Here is a 17,203-nt window from a genome sequence, read left to right as displayed (position 1 = left end):
GGATGCCCAGGCGCCCCTCGGCTGCCCAGGCACGCGGGAGCGGGTCAGTGTTCCGTCGCGGCCCGCCCGGCCGGCGCGCTTCGCGCCGGGATGCCCTGCAGCTTCCAGGCCTGGAAGAAGATCAGCAGGCCGAGGATCGCGGTGACCGCGCCGACATAGCCGGTGACGCTCCAGCCGAGGCCGGCGCCGATGGCCAGGCCGCCGAGCCAGGGGCCGAGGGCGTTGGCGATGTTGAAGGCGGCGTGGTTGGAGGCGGCGGCCAGGGTCTGCGCCTCGGTGGCCACATCCATTAGGTGGGTCTGCAGCGGCGGCGACAGGGCGACCATGGTGCCCACGGCGAAGATCGCCGGCAGGATGGTCCAGAGCGAGTGGACCGACATCGGAAAGAGCAGCAGCACCGCGGTGCTCCACGATAGTACCAAGGCGACGGACTTGAATTTCAGCCGGTCGAACAGCCAGCCGCCGGCGATGTTGCCGACGATGGTACCGAGGCCGAAGGCGGCCAGGCCGAACGGAATCCAGTTTTCGTGCACCCCGGTCACTTCCAGCAGGGTCGGCGCCAGGTAGCTGAACACGCAGAACATGCCGGCGAAACCGATCGCGCTGATGGCCAGCGCTAGCCACACCTGGGGTTGGTTGAAGGCGCGAAGTTCGCGTATCGGGTTGCTGGTTTCCTCATGACGGCTCACCGGCAGGTAGATGAACACCAGGGCCACGGTGAGCAGGGCGATGGCGCCGACCAGGGCGAAGGCGCTGCGCCAGCTCAGCCATTGACCGAGCCAGGTGGCCAGCGGGTTGCCGACCAGAATGGCAACGGTCAGGCCCGTCATCACCCGGCTGACCGCGTTGGCGCGTTTGTCCGGCGATGCCATGGAGGCGGCCACCAGCGAAGCGACGCCGAAGTAGGCGCCGTGGGGCAGGCCGGCGATGAAACGATAAAGCATCAGGGCGTGATAATCCGGTGCCAGGGCGCTGGCGAAGTTGCCGGTGGCGAAGAACAGCATCAGCAGCATCAGCAGAATGCGGCGTGGCAGGCGGGCGCCGAGGATCGCCAGCAGCGGCGCGCCGACCACCACGCCCAGGGCGTAGGTGCTGATCACATGCCCGACCTGGGGTTCACTGATGTTCAGATCCTGGGCCACGTTCGGCATCAGGCCCATGATGGTGAACTCGCCGGTGCCAATACCGAAACCGCCCATCGCCAGGGCCAGTTCGATCAATAGGATTGCGCGAGCGGAAAGCTGCGGCGTACCTGCTCGAGCGTGCTCGGTCATGTGAACCTCGAATAAAAAGTGGGATCGCAAGGCTGGGAAGGGAAGAAAGCCTTTTCATTATTCCCGTATCGACGACTTGAGAAAACCACTGTAGTCGCTCAAGGACGCGCTTTCAGAGAGATGGCCGGTTTGTCGGGCCTGGCCGTGGCCGGTGGTTCGCGCAGGGCGTGCCCGCATTCCCGGGCAGATGGCGAAAATGACTCTGGAGGCGGCGCCAGCCGTGCCTTCGGCGACTTTCGGGCAAAGCGGCGGGGAGCCCGACAGGTGGCGAGTATGGATCACAGGGGCGCGAGTGCCTCCGGGGAGCCCCGAATCGGGTAGTCCTTGCGTTGGGTTACTCCATGGCAATGACAAACTATTTTGGAATAAATTATTTATCCGCCTTTCCGACGGCGGGACCGTCGTTCCGTACCGGCCAAAGAGGCGTTCACCGAGAATTCTTGACGCAAAAAATTACATTTTTCAGGCCGCGTCCCGGTAGATCTTGGGTAACTCGCCAGTCCACTGCTTGAACGCTCGGGTGAACGCGGACGGCTCGGAAAAGCCCAACTGCCGGGCGACCTGGCTGATCGGCATGGAAGGCTGGGTCAGGTAGTGGATGGCCATGTCGCGGCGCATGCCGTCCTTGATGCTCTGGAAGCGGCTGCCTTCGGCGCTGAGCCGGCGGCGCAGAGTGCGTTCGGTCAGCCTGGCCTTGGCCGCCAAGCGGGTGATCGTCCAGCTCAACCTCGGCTGTAATCCGCTGCTGGAAGGGCTGCACGACATCCACGTCCCGGCGGATCGCCGGCCGATTCCCCTGGTCCGGGACGATGATCGCATCGGCACGCCGGCCATCGAGATCGATCCGGCGAAGTTTGCCGCCATCGTCATCTGCGATACGCCCGAGAGACGGCCTACCCGACCCGACGCTGCCGCCGGACAACGAAACTTAGGGCAAGCGCACGAAGGAGCGGGGCGGTCGTTCGCTACCTCCCCCGCGTGTGGGAGAGGAGCGGGGAGATGGAAAAGGAAGAGGGGAAGTGCTCGTCCTGCCATGACCAGGGCAATCGCATGAAGTACTCGCCTGATACCAGACTGGAAAGATTGTGTGCCTGGTCGTTCCGGCCTGGTCTTCAAATCCGGTGCATCGGCTGCTTGCCGAGGGGCCGGGCAGTCCCTGTTTCGGCCCCCCGGCCGAGTCACTTTCTCTTTGCGCGCGCAAAGAGAAAGTAACCAAAGAGAAAGCGCGCCCGGTCATTCGGCCCCGGCTACGCCGGGGTTCCCTCGCTCCGGCGCTGCTGCGAGGGTCGTCGCACAAGGGGCATCCATGCCCCCTCGTACGACTCTCGCCGCCTTCCCGCGGCTCGCCCCTCTACGCGACGCCTGCGCTCGGCCTTCTGAACGGGAGTCGGGCTCCGGGTTGCCTGAAAGCGCTTTCGCTCTTGCGGCACGGCTTGTCAGGCAACGCCGAATGCCCCCTTCAGGAGGCCGAGCGGAATCGTCGTGGAAGGGGTCGAGCGGCAAGGACGCCGCGAGAGCCGCGATGGGCTATGGATGGCCCTTCGCGGCGAGCCCCTGGAGCGGCGATGTAGGGAGGGAACCCGGAGCGAAGCGCAGGGCCGGATGAGGGGGTGGCCTTCTTTTGGGTTACTTTTTCTTGGCCAGGCAAGAAAAAGTGACTCGGCCGGGGGGCCGAAACGGGGACTGTCCGGCTACTCGGCAAGCAGCCATGCCAAGGCTCACACAATCTTTCCAGTCCGGTATCGGAAAGACATTTCATGCGATTGCCCTGCTGCCATGACTCTTCCCATCTGGGCCACCGCGCGTTCTGTGCTACCGTTTCGCCTTTCGTGAATCGACGAAGGCGAGGCGCCATGGACAACCGGGCCGGCGAGATGCAGGTATTCGTCCGGGTGGTGGAAACCGGCAGCTTTTCCGAGGCCGCCCGCCAATTGCTGACCAGCCCTTCAACCATCAGCAAGCTGGTCCTGCGCATCGAGCAGCGGCTCGGGGTGCGCCTGTTCGAGCGTTCCACGCGCCACCTGGGGCTGACGGACGAGGGCCGCCTGTACTACGAACGCAGCCAGGCGCTGCTCGCCGAGCTGGACGACATTGAGCAGGCGCTCGCTAGGGGGGCGAACCATGCGCGCGGCACTGTACGGGTGAATGCTTCGGTGGGCTTCGGCACCTGGGGCATCGAACCGCTGCTGCCGGCCTTCTGGGAGGCCCATCCGGATATCCTGGTGGACCTGTCGCTGTCCGACGATCTCGTCGATCTCTATCTGGAGCGCACCGATATCGCCTTTCGCGTCGGTGCCCTGGCCGATTCGACATTGCGCGCGCGCAAGATCGGCATTGCCCGGCGGCGCATGGTCGCCGCGCCGACCTATCTGGAGCGGCATGGGCTGCCGGCCCGCATCGAGGACCTCGACCGGCACAACTGCCTGGGCTTCAATTTCCGCCGCGCCAGCCCGGTCTGGCCGCTGCGCCAGGGTGGGCGCATCGTCGACCGCATGGTGCGCGGCAACCTGTTGGCCAACAACGGCGAGACGGTGCGCCGCCTGGCCATCGCCGGGGCCGGTATCGCCCGGCTGGCCGATTTCCATGTCGACCACGACATCGCCGCCGGGCGGCTGGTCGAGGTGCTCGCCGAGAGCGGCCACGATTGCGAGGAGGTCCATGCCCTCTACCCGGGCGGGCGGCATCCGCCTCAGCGGGTACGGGTGTTCCTCGACTTCATGGTGCCGCGTCTGCAGGCGTTCATGAAACACTCTTGAGCGCGGCCGGCGCTTTTGCCGGCGGGATTTAGAAAGTGCCGGGATAGTTGCCGCCGTCGAGCAGCAGGTTCTGCCCGGTCATGTAGCCGGCATGGATGCTGCGTGAGGAAGGCGCAGAAGGCGCCGAACTCGTCGGCGCAGCCGAAGCGGCCGGCCGGGATGCCTTGGCGGCGCCGTTCGCCGACGGCCTCGGGCGTCTGCGCCGTGGCCCTAGCGGCGTTGTCCAGGGTCTGGCGCAGGCGCTCGGTGTCGAAGGCTCCGGGCAGCAGGTTGTTGATCGTCACGTTGCGCCCGGACAGGCGCGGCTGGCGGGCCAGGCCGGCGACGAAGCTGGTCAGGCCGCTGCGCGCGCCGTTGGAGAGGCCGAGGATATCGATCGGCGCCTTCACCGCCGCCGAGGTGATGTTCACCACCCGGCCGAAGCCGCGTGCGGCCATGCTGTCCACCGTGGCTCGGATCAGCTCGATCAGCGTGAGCATGTTGGCCTCCACGGCCCGCAGCCAGTCTTCGCGGCTCCAGTCGCGAAAATCGCCCGGTGGCGGTCCGCCGGCGTTGTTGACCAGGATGTCGACCTGCGGACAGGCGTCGAGGGCGGCCCGGCGCACTTCGTCGCGGGCGATGTCGCCGACCACGCTGTGCACCTCGATCGCCGGGTGCAAGGCGCGCAATTCCGCCGCCTTCGCCTCCAGCGCCTCACTGCCGCGGGCATTGACGACCAGGCTCACCCCTTCCCATGCCAGGGCCGTCGCGCAACCCTTGCTGAGTCCCTTGCTGGCGGCGCAGACCAGTGGCCAACGTCCGGCGACTCCCAGATCCATGTCGGTTTTCCTCTATCGGCTCATGGAGTGGCGGTCGGTACGGATTACCGCCATGCAATCCGTTTTCCCGCTCCCCCGGTTCCGAGCCGCGCACCCGGCAGGCGGCACCCGGACTTCTGGGATGGCCCGGCTATTGTCCCTCGACCAGCGCCTTCAGGTGCTCCAGACCGGCATGGTAGAAGCTCTCGAAGTCCGCGGCGATTTCCAGCGCATCGACGCCCTGGTTGCGGAAGCGGCTGGACCAGACCGCTCGCGACTTACCGTCGCCTTCGTCGTGGACCGCCACCTGGCCGACGTATTCGGACACGGGAAAGGGACTTTCGAGCAAGGCGTAACTGTATTGCCGTTCGCTTTCGCTGAACTCCAGCAGGCGCTCGACAACGATTTCGCCGTCGACCGTCTCCAGGCGGCGCAGGCGGCCGCCGTCCTCGAGCCGGCTGCTGGCGATCGCTCCGACCCAGCGCGGCAGGAAATCGAATCCGCCGAGGATTGACCAGACCTCTTCGGCCGGGCGGGCGATGTTTACGGAGACGCTTACTTCGATCATGTTTTCGGTTCCTTGGTGGTCCGCTGGAGTCTTCCAGCTTCGGCACTATCGTTACGGCGCAGCGGCGAGAAAGCCGGCGCGCCGTGTTCAGACCGCGGCTGCGACAGTAATTTCCTTAAGTCCCGCCGCAAGCAAGCAGTAGAGTGTGCAGCCACCCGGCTAGCCCTGTTGCCGGAAGCCTCATTCGCCGGTACAGGACGATCCTATGACCTCCCTCGAAATTCATGAAGTGGGTGGAGATGAAGATGGTCACCCCGTCCCGGCGCGACAACTGGATCAGTAGTTCCCAGAAGTTGTCTCGCGCGAGCGGATCGACGCCGGTGGTGGGTTCGTCGAGGATCAGGATTTCCGGGTTGTGCAGCACCGCCACGGCCAGCGAGAGGCGCTGGCGCATGCCCAGCAGCAGTTGTTCGGGCAGGCTGTCGCCGACCTGGCGCAGGTCGAAGCGGTTGAGTATTTCGCCAAGGCGCGGCGCGCGCTGCGCATCAAGGAGGTGGAACAGGCGGGCGTGCAGCTCCAGGTTTTGCAAGACCGTCAGTTCGCCGTAGAGGGAGAACGCCTGGGACATGTAGCCCATCCGCCGGCGCGTGTCGATGTCCTTCGGGTCCATCGGCTGGTGCTGCGGGTCAGGTCGGCGTGTGTGCGTCGCGCTCCGCCCGGTCCTGGCCGAACAGGCGGCCGAAGAACTCCAAGTTCTCGGGCACGGTCAGCGTCGGGTAGAGGTTCTTGCCCAGATCTTGGAGCATGTAAGCGATGCGCGGACAAACTCGGCGGCGGTGGCAGGGCAATCGCATGAAATGTCTTTCCGATACCGGACTGGAAAGATTGTGTGCCTGGTCGTTCCGGCCTGGTCTTCAAATCCGGTGCATCGGCTGCTTGCCGAGGGGCTGGATACTTCCTGTTTCGGCCCCCCGGCCGAGTCACTTTCTCTTTGCGCGCGCCAAGAGAAAGTAACCAAAGAGAAAACGCGCCCGGTCATTCGGCCCCGGCTACGCCGGGGTTCCCTCGCTCCGGTGTCGCTCCGAGGGTCGTCGCACAAGGGGCATCCATGCCCCTCGTACGACTCTCGCCGCCTCCCCGCAGCTCGCCCCTCCACGCGACGCCTGCGCTTGGCCTTCTGAACGGGAGTCGGGCTCCGGGTTGCCTGAAAGCGCTTTCGCTCTTGCGGCACGACCTGTCAGGCCGCGCCGGATGCCCCCTTTAGGAGGCCGAGCGGAATCGTCGTGGAAGGGGTCGAGCGGCAAGGATGCCGCGAGAGCCGCGATGGGCCATGGCATGGATGGCCCTTCGCGGCGAGCCCCTGGAGCGGCGATGCAGGGAGGGAACCCGGAGCGAAGCGCAGGGCCGGATGAAAGGGTGGCCTTCTTTTGGGTTACTTTTTCTTGGCCAGGCAAGAAAAAGTGACTCGGCCGGGGGGCAAAACGGGGACTTTCCGGCTACTCGGCAAGCAGCCATGCCAAGGATCACACAATCTTTCCAGTCTGGTATCAGGCGAGCGCTTCATGCGATTGCCCTGGTGGCGGTGGGCGGCGTCGGCCATGTCGCCGTCCAGCACCCGGATACTGCCCTGCTGGATGCGCCGCGCCCAAAGATCAGCGCCAGCAGGCTGGACTTGCCGACGCCGTCCGGGCCGATCAGGCCCACCATGTGGTTGGCGGGTATTTCCAGGTCGAGCCGGTCCGGAACGCGGGTCCGGCCATAGCGCAGGGTGAACCCGGCCAGTTGGGCGGCGCCGCTCATGGGACCAGGTTGACCTGAAGGTGAGCGGGTCATTCGAGCGCCGGGTCGGGCTTCACGTAGGCCCGGCCGGGCCGGCCGGTCTTGACCTGTTCGAGGTGTCTTTCCAGGAGTTGCGGATCGATCCGTGCCTTGAGGCGGAACATCGGTTTTTCCCGCTCGGTTTCGGTCTCGACGGTCTTGGGCGTGAACGGGGCGACGCTGGTGACGTAGCCGATCCTGGCCGATCACGCAGTGCGGGGCGGCGTCCACTGTCAGGTGGGCATTGCTGACCACTCGGCCGGCTTCGCGGGTAGGCAGGAAGAAGGTCATGTAGACGTCGGTCAGGTCGATCAGGTTGAGCACCTTGCCGCCGGTGGCGAGCACTTCGCCTGGCTCGGCTACGCGGTATTGCACGCGGGCCACTCGGTAGGTCTTCAACTAGCTGTCGTCGATATGCCTGCAGGCGCCGCACCGTCGCCCTGGCGGCCTTCAGGGGGGACTCGGCCTCGATCACCTCGGATTCGGCTACCTTGATCGTGGCCTTGGCCGAAAGCACCTGGGCGCGCGCCGTCGCCAGCGCCGCCTGGGCGCTGAGCATGTTGGCACGCTCGTCGTCGAGTCGCTGGCGCGACATGGCGTTGCGCTTGACCAGGATATCGGTGCGCTGGAAGTGCTTTTCAGCCGCGACCAGTTCGGCCTGGCGCTGGCGCACCACGGATTCGGCGGCGGCATGCTTGCTGCGGCGCTGGGCGACCCGCGCGCGGGCGGTCAGGATGGCGTTCTCGGCCTTGCTCACCTGGGCCTTGGCTTCGCCCAACTGGGCCTCCAGGACCTGGGTGTCCATGCGGACCAGGATCTGGCCGGGTTGCACGAAGTCGCCTTCGTCGACGTGGATCTCGGCGATGCGGCCGGAGAGCTTGGTTGCCACGTCGACCTCGGTCGCCTCGATGCGTCCGTTGCCGCTGGCGAATCCCTCGCGGAGGCCAATCGAGCGCAACTCCAGCCAGGCCGGCCAGACCGGTCAGCAGCGCGGTGGCCGCCAGGCTTCGGATGAGAGGTTTCTTGACTTCCTGTTTCGAGGTGCGGATTCCTGACTGCGAGGGAGGCGCCTGGAAGGCCGGACGGCTAGCGTTTCTGTGGCGAGTATAGCGATAGGCCGGTTCGCCTCCTAATTGACCTGGGCCAGGGCTCGGGCTGCCCTGCCGCACCGGTTCGTGCCTCGGGCGAGAGTCAATCCGCGCGCGGATCGCGGTAGCTTTCCAGCAGGCGCATGTAATTGGCGCGCATGTAGTTGTCGCGCTTTTGCTGCCGCGCCAAGCTCATTTGCCCGCGAATTTGTTCCAGCGACTGGACGCGCCGGCTCCGCAGCCAGGCCTCCAGTCCGCAGAGCAGGGTGCGCACGTGCGCGGGGCCATGGCGCAGGATGGCGGCGGTGGTCATCACCGTATCGGCACCGGCCAGCAGGTACTTCACCACCTGTTCGACGTCCTCCACGCCGCCGGAGGCGGCTAGCGAGCCCTTGACCCGCCCGGCCAGCAAGGCGATCCACAGCAGCGGCAGACGCATTTCCCCGGGGTTACTCAGTTCCAGGGTACTGATCAATTGCAGGCGCTGCAGGTCGATGTCCGGCTGCAGGTAGCGGTTGAAGATCACCAAGCCGTCGGCGCCGCCCTCCAGTAGACGGCTGGCCATGTTGCCGATGGCGCTGAAGTAGGGCGGCATCTTCACCGCTACCGGGATCTTCACCGCCCGGCGTACGGCGGCCAGCGCTTCGAGGTAACGCTGCTCGACCGCCGTGCCGGGCTCCAGCGGATCGACCGGCACGAAATACAGGTTGAGTTCCAGGGCGTCGGCGCCGGCCTCCTCCAGCAGGGCGGCGTAGTGCGTCCAATGGTTGGCCGAGGCGCCGTTGAGGCTGGCGATGACCGGTACCGAGAGCTCCGCCTTGGCGCGCATGATCAGCGCCAGGTGGCTCTCCGGAATCATCCCGTAGGGACCGCCCTCGACCGGCGGGAGAAACGCCGGTACATCGCTGCAGGCCGCGCCGATGCTGGCGTAATCATTGGCGCCGGCCTCCAGTTGTTCCTGGAACACCGAGGGCAGCACGACCGCACCGATTCCGGCGTCGTCCAGCCGGTGCAGGTGATCGAGTTCGGCGTTCTGCGGTGAGGCCGAAGCGATCAGCGGGTTGCGCAGGGTCAGGCCCAGATAGGTGGTGGTCAAGTTCAAGGCGTGTCTCCCAGGGTCAATGGCCTCTCCTCAGATATCCAGGCGGATCTTCCCGAAATGCTGTCCGCTTTCTTCGTGCCGGAAGGCTTCGACCATTTCCGTCAGGGGAAAATGGCGGTCGATGACCGGCCGCGTGCCCGTCGCTTCGATGGCGCAGATCATGTCCTTCTGCTGGTGACGGCTGCCGACGATCAAACCCTGCAGGCGCAACTGCCGGGTCAGCGCCGTGGCCAGCGGCAGGTGGGCCGAGAGTCCGGAGAGGATGACGATCACCGCGATATGCCCGCCGATGCACGCGCCGATCATCGATCGTTCCAGCGTAGCCGGCACGCCCACCTCGATGACATGGTCGACGCCGCGCCCGTTGAGCAAGCGTCTCACCCTGTCGCTTCATTGCGGCTCCTTGCGGTAGTTGATCAGATGGTCCGCGCCCAGGGCTTCGAGACGGGCGAGCTTGTCGCCGCTGGAGGAGGTGGCGATGACCGTCGCTCCAACCCGCTTGGCGAACTGCAGGGCGAACACCGAGATCCCGCCGCTGCCCTGCGCCAGCACGGTCTCGCCGGGCTTGACGGCGCCGTCGGCCATCTGCGTGCGCCGAGCGGTCAGCCCGGCGGTGGTCAAGGTCGCCGCCTCGGCGTGGCTCCAGCCCTGCGGCGCGTAGGTGAAGGCGGTCGCTGGCAGGGTCGCTTGTTCGCGGGCGAAACCGTCGACGCCGTCGCCCGGTACGGTGGTGAAACCTTCGAATTCGGGCACGCCGTCCAGCCAGGTGGGGAAGAAGGTACTGACCACCCGGTCGCCCGGCTTGAATTCGTCGACCCCGCTACCCACCGCGAGGACTTCGCCGGTGCCGTCCGACAGGGGGATGCGCGGCTCGGCCGGCCCCCAGGCGCCGCTGACCACCAGGTAGTCATGGTAGTTGAGCGAATTGGCACGGATGCGCACAACGATCTCGCCGGCCTTCGGACCGACCGGCTCGCCGGTTTCCAGGGTGACGCGCTCGAAGCCGCCGCCGGGTTGTATGCGCAGGGTGCAGATGCTCATGGTCTTTCCTCACCGGTTGGATTCGCACTGTTCGCGACGGCGCGGTGCTGTCGCTGGGCAGTCTAGATTCCGGCGCACGATGCGGAACCCATCCGCTCGGGTAGGCAGCCATGGCGGAACTGTTTTTGCGTGCCGGCCTTGACCGTTGCGCGATGCCTAACCTTACTTAATAGCGTGAGAGGTAGGGTAGGCCGATGGTCGTTCCTCTTTTGTCCGGTGTGCTTCACAAGGATGCACCGGAGGGGCCTCTGTAGCTCGGCTGGCCGCCGGCTAGGAAGCTATAAGAAGAAGGAGGAACTTGTGCATGCGGCAGATCAAGGAGTGCGATCCTTGCTTTGAGGAAAAAGAAAAGGATAAAGCGGGCAAGCGCGGCAGTCATGAAGACGTTTTCACCCGCTGCCTGGAAGTAGGGATGCTTCTGGTGTACGGCACCGCTTTTCTGGGAATGCTTTTTTGAACTTCTGTTTTGCGAGCCCTGGGCCGGATGAACGGGCGACGACGCGGGACGCCAAATGGAGAAGCGGCTCCGCCCGGGTTGCCCGCCAGGCCCGGTCAATGGAGCCGTTCACCGCCATAAGTGCCACGGAGGGCATTGCATGTCAGTAGACACCTTGTTTCTTCTCGCGCTTGCCGGCGCGGCCCTGTTCGCGGCCGGCCTTTATGTCGAGCATCTGACGCGGCCGCGGGCCGCCGAGGCGAAGAGGAAGGCCGCGCCGCGCCGGGTGCCGGGCTGAACGCGTCGATGCCGTGGCGGCCCGTCTCCGATCGCTCCCGCTGGGGCCGGGACTGTGTTCGCCATCGATCCGGGGCAGGCGTTTCGTGGCCAGCCGTGGCTGAAAGCGGCCCGATTGTCTGGTGCTGTGTAAGCCATTCCCTACGGGATATGTAGGTCAGATGGTTGCCCGCAGAGCGGGTTTTGGCTCCTTGTTCCGCCCGGGACGCAGCTAATATCGTGTCCATGTCGATGGAGTGACGCGGGTTGTTGCGGACGATGACCATGGATTTCGCAGGACGGCGAATCATCAGGACGATGAGCCATGGAAAAAAGAAAAAAAGGACTGAAGAGTAGGCGAGGTTATCCTCGCCTCTTTTTTTGCGCGCGCAAAAAGCGGACTCCCTGTCTGCGGCCTGTGGTGGGTAGTCAATCGATGTCGATACGTATATTGCTGATGGTCTGGGCATTGCTGCTAACTTGGTCGGCCAAGGGCATGGAGCTGCGCTTCGTGACCGGCGAGTTTCTGTCTTTCGACTTTTCCTCCCGGGACACTTCCAACGGTGCAACCCCTCTGGTCGCCAAGGGGCCCTTCGTCGAAACGGTGCAGGCGGTCTGCGCCCATATCCACTACGATTGCCCGATCGGCCTGGTGCCCTGGCGGCGCTCTCTGGCGATGCTCGAGCAGGGGCAGACCGATGCCGTCTTCGCCGTCATTCCCACCTACGAACTAGCGGTCGATCTGCGCTTCAGTCCGGTGCTGATCGACTCCAGCCTCCGTCTCTATGTCCATAGCTCCAATCCCCTGCAGGGCTGGCCGCTGGAGAACGGCGAGCAGCGCGACTTCTACATTCTGGGGCCCTCGGGAACGGCCAGCGTGGTCCTGCAGCGCCTGCAGAAAATCCCGTCGGCGCGTATCCACCTGGAGTTCGACAACCTGCGCCTGATGCGCAAGCTCGATGCGGGGCGCTTCGACGATGGCATAGTGATCATGAACCCGACCATCGCCCGCCGTCTGATCGAGGAGCACAAGCTGAGCAATGTCCGCGAAGCCGGCCTGTTCAAAAAGGTGGGCTACGCCATCGCCTTCTCCCGAGAACAGGTCTCTCCGGAAAAGTTCGAGGCCTTCGAGCGAGGGCTGCAGGTGCTGATCGCCGACGGTACGGTCGCCGCCATCTTCCAGCGCTACCAACTGAAGCTGGCGCCCTCCGCGCTCAAGTGGGCCGCCCGCAAGAGGAGCGCCACGCCGTAGGGGCCATGCCGGAATCCCGGCGGCTCAGAGGAATACGGCGGCGATATCCACCGAGGAACGCCTGCCGATTGCCCGGTAATGGCTTTCGAGCCAGTCATGGGCTCGTAACCGGCCCTGGTCGCGGAGCATTTCCAGAAAGGGCTGGCTAGTGGTCATCTTCGATTCCGCGGCGAGCCGGCCCATCAGCGCGTCGTCGGCGATCATGTGCAGGTGGGTCCGGGTCAGCCGCCGTTCCAGCTTGTTCAGGGGCAGCACCGTGCGGACGGCGTGCGCACGGGCCTGGGCGAAGCTGTGCATCTCGCGCAGGAAGGTGGACTTGAACGCCAGTTCCTGCGCACGGCGGCGGATTTCCTCGGCGCTCCGCGGCGTCTTCCCATGGCTCATGGGACTGAGCAGGACGAGCAGGATGTCGCTCGCATCGCATTCGTAGACCAGCGGAAACACCGCCGGATTCGCCGAGAAGGCGCCGTCCCAGTAGGGTATGCCGTCGATTTCCACGGTATGGTGGAAGGTCGGCAGGCAGGCCGAGGCTAGCACGCAGTCCACGCTCAGCTCGTGGCTGCCGAATAGCCGCAGGCGGCCGGTGCTGGCATTGGTCGCGGCGATGAACAGCTTGAGCGGGCAATCCGTGCGCAGACGTTCGAAATCGACCAGCGAGGCGAGGATATCGCGCAATGGATTGACGTTCAGCGGATTGAGCTGGCGCGGCGACAGCATCTGGGCCCAGTAGAGCATCAGCTTGAGGCCGGTCGCCGGATGGCCGCTGCGGATGTTGGCGCCGGCATTGAGCAGCGGAGCGCTGCTGGCCACCGCCTGCCAGAAGCCGGCCAGCGCCTCCCGCGCGCCGTCGCGACCGCCTTGCAGCAGGCCATGGGCCAGCATGGTTGCGTTCATCGCGCCGGCACTGGTACCGCTAATGCCCGCGAAATCGAGCCGGCCGTCCTCCAGCAGCGCGTCCAGCACGCCCCAGGTGAAGGCGCCGTGGGCACCGCCGCCCTGCAGGGCAAGGCTCAGGGTCGGACGCTTGTCGCGCGAACGAAAGAACATGGATGATTCCCCGTGCTTGGAAAGGGTCTGTGCTTCAGACAGGCAAAAAGCGCTTCTTGCACCGATGGTGGTTCAAGTGGAGCCCCGGTCGGTCGGGTGGTCGTCCAGCAGAGGGGCAAGCAGTGCGCGCATGCTGCGCCAGTGGGAGCCTTCCCAGTAAAGTCGCTGGCAGGCATCGCAGCCGAAAAAGCGCGAGTAGAGGGCGGCGATGCGCGGCGGCAGTCGCGGCCGGGCCTGTTCCACGGCGACCTCGTGCAGCGGCAGGTTGCAGTGCAGGCAGCGGCTGAACGGCCGCGCACTGCCCGCAAGATCCAGCCGCTCGAAGAGTTCGTGCAACTGCAGGGCCGGTTTCAGGGCATGCAGGTAACAGCCATGGGTAACGATCCGCCGCTTGAGCAGTTCGCGGTCGCGGCTCAGCACGATGCGCCGCTGCTCGGCGGCGATGGCGGCGATCTGGCGATCTTCGTAGTGGTTGTCGTAAAGAGTGTCGAAGCCGCACATGCGCAGCAGGTTGGCCAGTCCGCCCAGGTGGGCGTCGGCGATGAAGCGCAGCTCTCTGAGTGGATGGTCGCGCACCTTGAGCAGCAGACCGATGTCCAGCGCCTCGAAGCGGGGATAGACTGCCACCCGGTCGCCGTCGTGCAGCGGCCGGGAGAAGTCCACCGACTCGCCGTTGAGCAGCACCAGTTCCACTTCGGTGTGCGGTACGCCGAGCGCCTCGATCATGTGCTTGACCGTCGCCGCCCGCGCGCAGTCGTAGGCAAAGGTCTGCCGCCGCCGCTCGGACGAAAGGAAATCGTTGAGTTCCTCGTAGAAGCGGAAAGTGACGCTGACCATGGCGACAGTATGGCAGGCGGGAACGCGCCGGCGCGGATCCGCCGACAAGCAGGTAAGATCGCCAAGTGCTCGGCTTCGCCCGCAAGCCCCGCCGATCCCGACAGGGGCCGGTGTTTTTCCACGAGAACGAAGAGGTTCAGGAATGAGCGACGTTGTTTTCATCACAGGGGCGACCTCCGGCTTCGGTCGCGCCGCCGCCCGCCGTTTTGCTCAGGCCGGCTGGTCGCTGGTGCTGACGGGCCGGCGCTTCGAGCGCCTGCAGGTCCTGCAGGAAGAACTCCAGGACAAGGTGTTGGTGCACATCGCCGCGCTCGACGTGCGCGACGCCGAGGCCGTGCGCCAGGTGGTCGCGGCGCTGCCCGAGGGCTTCCGCCAGGTTCGGGCGCTGATCAACAACGCCGGCCTGGCCCTGGCTCCGCAGCCGGCGCAGGAGGTGGCGCTGGAGGACTGGCACACCATGATCGACACCAACGTCACCGGCCTGGTCAACGTCACCCACGCGCTGCTGCCGACCCTGATCGCCAGCGGCCAAGGCGCCAGCATCGTCAACCTCGGTTCGGTCGCCGGCCACTGGCCCTATCCGGGCGGCCACGTCTACGGCGCGACCAAGGCCTTCGTCGAGCAGTTCGGCTACAACCTGCGCTGCGACCTGCTGGGCACCGGCGTGCGGGTCACCGACATCGCGCCGGGCATGGCCGAGACCGAATTCACCCTGGTGCGCACCAAGGGCGACCAGGCCGCGTCCGACCGGCTGTATCGCGGGACCACGCCGCTGACCGCCGAGGACATCGCCGAGCAGATCTTCTACGTGGCGAGCCTGCCGGCGCACATCAACATCAATCGCCTGGAAATCATGCCGGTACGCCAGGCCTGGTCGCCTTTCGCCATCGATCGCGACCCGCAATGAGAAAGGCACGTCGCATGGCGCATGGCGGCGCGCTGGCTCAGAACCGTTCGCGTTCGCCCAGATAGCGCCATTGTCCCACCGGCAGCCCGGCCATCGCCAGGCGGCCGATGCGGATGCGCCGCAAGGCCAGCACTTCGAGCCCGAGGCTGCGGCACATGTATTGAATCTGCCCGGCCTGCAGCGCCTTGAGGGCGAAGCGCAGGTGCCTTTCACTCTGTCGGCTGACCTTACACGGCGGCAGCGGTCGGCCTTGCTGGTCGAGACCGTGGCCGAGCCGGGCCAGACCGTCGGCGGCCGGCTCGCCATCGATCTCGACGACGAATTCCTGCTCCGGTGCGTCGCTTTCCTCGCCCAGTCGGCGCAGCACGCCACGCTGCTGGCTGAACACTTGCAGGCCGCTGGCCGCGGGTTCCAGCGGCAACAGTGCGGTAAGCCTGCGAAAGTGCCAGGAGAGCGGGCGCCGCGGGTCGTGGTCGCTTTCCGCGCGCGTCGCCGGCCCGAGGCGGGCGAGTGACTGTTCGAGGGTTTCGCCGGCCGGTTTGTGCAGCAGCAGGGTCACCGGCTCGATCGGCGCGGCCACGGCATCCGGATGCAGGACGACTTCCTCGTCGCCGACCTTGAACTGCGGCTCCTCGACAACCCGTCCATCGACGTTGACCCAGCCGCCCTCGATATACAGCTCGGCCTCTCGGCGCGAGCAATGGTACAGCTCGATCAGGCGTTTGGAGAGGCGGATGGGTTCGGCCATGGTGAAGGTACTCGTAAAAAGGGCGCTCATTGTACCCACCGGGGACGGCGGGATGTCCAAACCCGGTCCGGCGTTCCACCTGCAGGAACGGATCGCCGGCAAGCTGTTCCTACAATAGATTCCGCCCCGCACCCTCATTCACGAAAGGAACTCGAACATGTTTCGTCTTTGCTTCCTCGCCCTGATCTGCAGCTCCCTGTTGATTCCATCCGCCTTGGGGGCGCAGTACCCCAGCGAAAAGGGAACCGTGCAACTCGATCGGTTAGCCGGCGGTCTGGAGCATCCCTGGGCACTGGCCTTTCTGCCGGATGGCCGGAGCATGCTGGTCACCGAGCGTCCCGGCCGCTTGCGGCTGTTCGCCGACGGACGCCTGTCCGAGCCACTGGACGGGGTACCCGAGGTCTTCGCCCGCGGGCAGGGCGGACTGCTCGACGTGGCGTTGTCGCCGGGGTTCGCTGAGGACCGGTTGGTCTATCTGTCCTACGCCGAGGCCGGGGACGACGGCCAGGCCGGAACCAGCGTAGGGCGTGGCCGGCTGTCCGAGGACCTGCGTCGGCTGGAGGATTTCCAGGTGATCTTCCGCCAGCAGCCGAAGCTCTCCACCGGCATCCACTTCGGCTCGCGGCTGGTGTTCGACCGCGACGGCCACCTGTTCGTCGCTCTCGGCGAGAACAACCAGCGGCCGACCGCGCAGGACCTCGACAAGCTGCAGGGCAAGGTGGTGCGACTGTATCCGGACGGCCATGTGCCGGAGGACAACCCCTTCGTCGACCGTCAGGGCGCGCGCCCGGAGATCTGGTCCTACGGCCACCGCAACCAGCAGGGCGCCGCGCTCAATCCCTGGAGCGGCCGGCTCTGGACCCACGAGCACGGCCCGCGCGGCGGCGACGAGGTCAATATTCCGGAAGCCGGCAGGAACTATGGCTGGCCGCTGGCTACCCATGGCATCAACTATTCCTTCCTGCCGATTCCCGAAGCCCGTGGCAAGACCGTCGCAGGCACCGAACCGCCACATTACGTCTGGGAGAAATCGCCGGCGATCAGCGGCATGGCCTTCTACGATGCCGGGCGCTTTCCCGCCTGGCAGCACAGCCTGTTCATCGGCGCCTTGGTCGATCGCTGCGTGATCCGTCTGGAACTGGACGACGAACGCATCGTCCACGAGGAGCGCCTGCTGGAGGATCTGGATACCCGCATCCGCGACGTCCGCCAGGGGCCGGACGGCTATCTCTACGTGCTGACCGACGAGGCCGACGGCAAGTTGCTGCGCCTCGGCCTGGCCGCTCGAGAGTAGGTAGAATGCCGCCCCCGGCAAG

The 17,203-nt window shown here is 65.8% G+C and carries 14 protein-coding genes and 5 pseudogenes; 6 read left to right on the top strand and 13 right to left on the bottom strand.

Annotated features, from left to right (window positions below):
* Positions 1 to 44: 44 nt before the first annotated feature.
* Together ACGI6K_RS14600 and ACGI6K_RS14595 are read right to left on the bottom strand one after the other, a co-directional pair.
* A complete protein-coding gene (locus ACGI6K_RS14600) occupies positions 45 to 1,274 on the bottom strand; it encodes an MFS transporter (RefSeq protein ID WP_376946434.1) in 1,230 nt (409 codons plus the stop codon).
* Between the two features lie 462 nt (positions 1,275 to 1,736).
* Positions 1,737 to 2,000 (bottom strand): helix-turn-helix domain-containing protein, encoded by a 264-nt coding sequence (locus ACGI6K_RS14595; protein ID WP_376946431.1) that lies wholly within the window; start codon positions 1,998 to 2,000, stop codon positions 1,737 to 1,739.
* 1,127 nt (positions 2,001 to 3,127) lie between these two features.
* Here ACGI6K_RS14595 and ACGI6K_RS14590 point away from each other — a divergent pair.
* Positions 3,128 to 4,030: a LysR substrate-binding domain-containing protein gene (locus ACGI6K_RS14590; protein WP_376946429.1), complete on the top strand. Its 903-nt coding sequence runs from the start codon at positions 3,128 to 3,130 to the stop codon at positions 4,028 to 4,030.
* 28 nt (positions 4,031 to 4,058) lie between these two features.
* Here ACGI6K_RS14590 and ACGI6K_RS14585 read toward each other — a convergent pair.
* The 8 genes and pseudogenes from ACGI6K_RS14585 to ACGI6K_RS14550 all read right to left on the bottom strand — a co-directional run bounded on the left by ACGI6K_RS14585 (position 4,059) and on the right by ACGI6K_RS14550 (position 10,384).
* A pseudogene (locus tag ACGI6K_RS14585) lies at positions 4,059 to 4,848 on the bottom strand (SDR family oxidoreductase).
* Positions 4,849 to 4,978: 130 nt separating this feature from the next.
* Positions 4,979 to 5,395 carry an SRPBCC family protein gene (locus ACGI6K_RS14580; protein WP_376946427.1) on the bottom strand — a complete coding sequence of 139 codons (417 nt, stop codon included), beginning with the start codon at positions 5,393 to 5,395 and terminating at the stop codon, positions 4,979 to 4,981.
* Positions 5,396 to 5,615: 220 nt separating this feature from the next.
* Positions 5,616 to 6,011 (bottom strand): annotated as a pseudogene (locus ACGI6K_RS14575) (ATP-binding cassette domain-containing protein); the annotation flags it as partial.
* 10 nt (positions 6,012 to 6,021) lie between these two features.
* Complete coding sequence (locus tag ACGI6K_RS14570) at positions 6,022 to 6,189, bottom strand: hypothetical protein (protein ID WP_394542952.1); 168 nt, start codon at positions 6,187 to 6,189, stop codon at positions 6,022 to 6,024.
* Between the two features lie 725 nt (positions 6,190 to 6,914).
* A pseudogene (locus ACGI6K_RS14565) lies at positions 6,915 to 7,135 on the bottom strand (ATP-binding cassette domain-containing protein); the annotation flags it as partial.
* 29 nt (positions 7,136 to 7,164) lie between these two features.
* Positions 7,165 to 8,166: pseudogene (locus ACGI6K_RS14560) on the bottom strand (HlyD family secretion protein).
* Between the two features lie 178 nt (positions 8,167 to 8,344).
* Positions 8,345 to 9,343 carry a dihydroorotate dehydrogenase-like protein gene (locus ACGI6K_RS14555; protein WP_376946425.1) on the bottom strand — a complete coding sequence of 333 codons (999 nt, stop codon included), beginning with the start codon at positions 9,341 to 9,343 and terminating at the stop codon, positions 8,345 to 8,347.
* A gap of 30 nt (positions 9,344 to 9,373) precedes the next feature.
* Positions 9,374 to 10,384, bottom strand: a pseudogene (locus ACGI6K_RS14550) (zinc-dependent alcohol dehydrogenase family protein).
* Between the two features lie 304 nt (positions 10,385 to 10,688).
* Between ACGI6K_RS14550 and ACGI6K_RS14545 the strand changes: the two are divergent.
* The 3 genes from ACGI6K_RS14545 to ACGI6K_RS14535 all read left to right on the top strand — a co-directional run bounded on the left by ACGI6K_RS14545 (position 10,689) and on the right by ACGI6K_RS14535 (position 12,348).
* Positions 10,689 to 10,841 carry a hypothetical protein gene (locus ACGI6K_RS14545; RefSeq protein ID WP_376946423.1) on the top strand — a complete coding sequence of 51 codons (153 nt, stop codon included), beginning with the start codon at positions 10,689 to 10,691 and terminating at the stop codon, positions 10,839 to 10,841.
* A gap of 139 nt (positions 10,842 to 10,980) precedes the next feature.
* On the top strand, positions 10,981 to 11,118 hold the full coding sequence (locus tag ACGI6K_RS14540) for a hypothetical protein (protein WP_376946421.1): 138 nt from the start codon (positions 10,981 to 10,983) through the stop codon (positions 11,116 to 11,118).
* Between the two features lie 414 nt (positions 11,119 to 11,532).
* Positions 11,533 to 12,348 (top strand): substrate-binding periplasmic protein, encoded by an 816-nt coding sequence (locus tag ACGI6K_RS14535; RefSeq protein WP_376946419.1) that lies wholly within the window; start codon positions 11,533 to 11,535, stop codon positions 12,346 to 12,348.
* A 24-nt stretch (positions 12,349 to 12,372) separates the two neighbouring features.
* Here the strand turns inward: ACGI6K_RS14535 and ACGI6K_RS14530 are convergent, their stop codons facing one another.
* Together ACGI6K_RS14530 and ACGI6K_RS14525 are read right to left on the bottom strand one after the other, a co-directional pair.
* Positions 12,373 to 13,395 carry a patatin-like phospholipase family protein gene (locus tag ACGI6K_RS14530; RefSeq protein WP_376946417.1) on the bottom strand — a complete coding sequence of 341 codons (1,023 nt, stop codon included), beginning with the start codon at positions 13,393 to 13,395 and terminating at the stop codon, positions 12,373 to 12,375.
* A gap of 72 nt (positions 13,396 to 13,467) precedes the next feature.
* Positions 13,468 to 14,232, bottom strand: a complete 765-nt coding sequence (locus ACGI6K_RS14525; RefSeq protein ID WP_376946415.1) for a Mut7-C RNAse domain-containing protein — start codon at positions 14,230 to 14,232, stop codon at positions 13,468 to 13,470.
* Between the two features lie 142 nt (positions 14,233 to 14,374).
* Between ACGI6K_RS14525 and ACGI6K_RS14520 the strand changes: the two genes are divergently transcribed.
* Positions 14,375 to 15,139: an SDR family NAD(P)-dependent oxidoreductase gene (locus tag ACGI6K_RS14520; RefSeq protein ID WP_377968743.1), complete on the top strand. Its 765-nt coding sequence runs from the start codon at positions 14,375 to 14,377 to the stop codon at positions 15,137 to 15,139.
* 37 nt (positions 15,140 to 15,176) lie between these two features.
* Here ACGI6K_RS14520 and ACGI6K_RS14515 read toward each other — a convergent pair whose 3' ends face one another.
* The gene (locus ACGI6K_RS14515; protein ID WP_376942783.1) at positions 15,177 to 15,887 is read right to left on the bottom strand and encodes an rRNA pseudouridine synthase; all 711 of its coding nucleotides are present in this window, start codon (positions 15,885 to 15,887) and stop codon (positions 15,177 to 15,179) included.
* Positions 15,888 to 16,044: 157 nt separating this feature from the next.
* Between ACGI6K_RS14515 and ACGI6K_RS14510 the strand changes: the two genes are divergently transcribed.
* Positions 16,045 to 17,181 carry a PQQ-dependent sugar dehydrogenase gene (locus ACGI6K_RS14510; RefSeq protein ID WP_376942705.1) on the top strand — a complete coding sequence of 379 codons (1,137 nt, stop codon included), beginning with the start codon at positions 16,045 to 16,047 and terminating at the stop codon, positions 17,179 to 17,181.
* Positions 17,182 to 17,203: the final 22 nt, after the last annotated feature.

Origin of the sequence: Azorhizophilus paspali, from assembly GCF_043587585.2 — a bacterium.
GTDB lineage: Bacteria > Pseudomonadota > Gammaproteobacteria > Pseudomonadales > Pseudomonadaceae > Azotobacter > Azotobacter paspali.
This window is presented reverse-complemented; position numbering and strand designations above follow the sequence as displayed.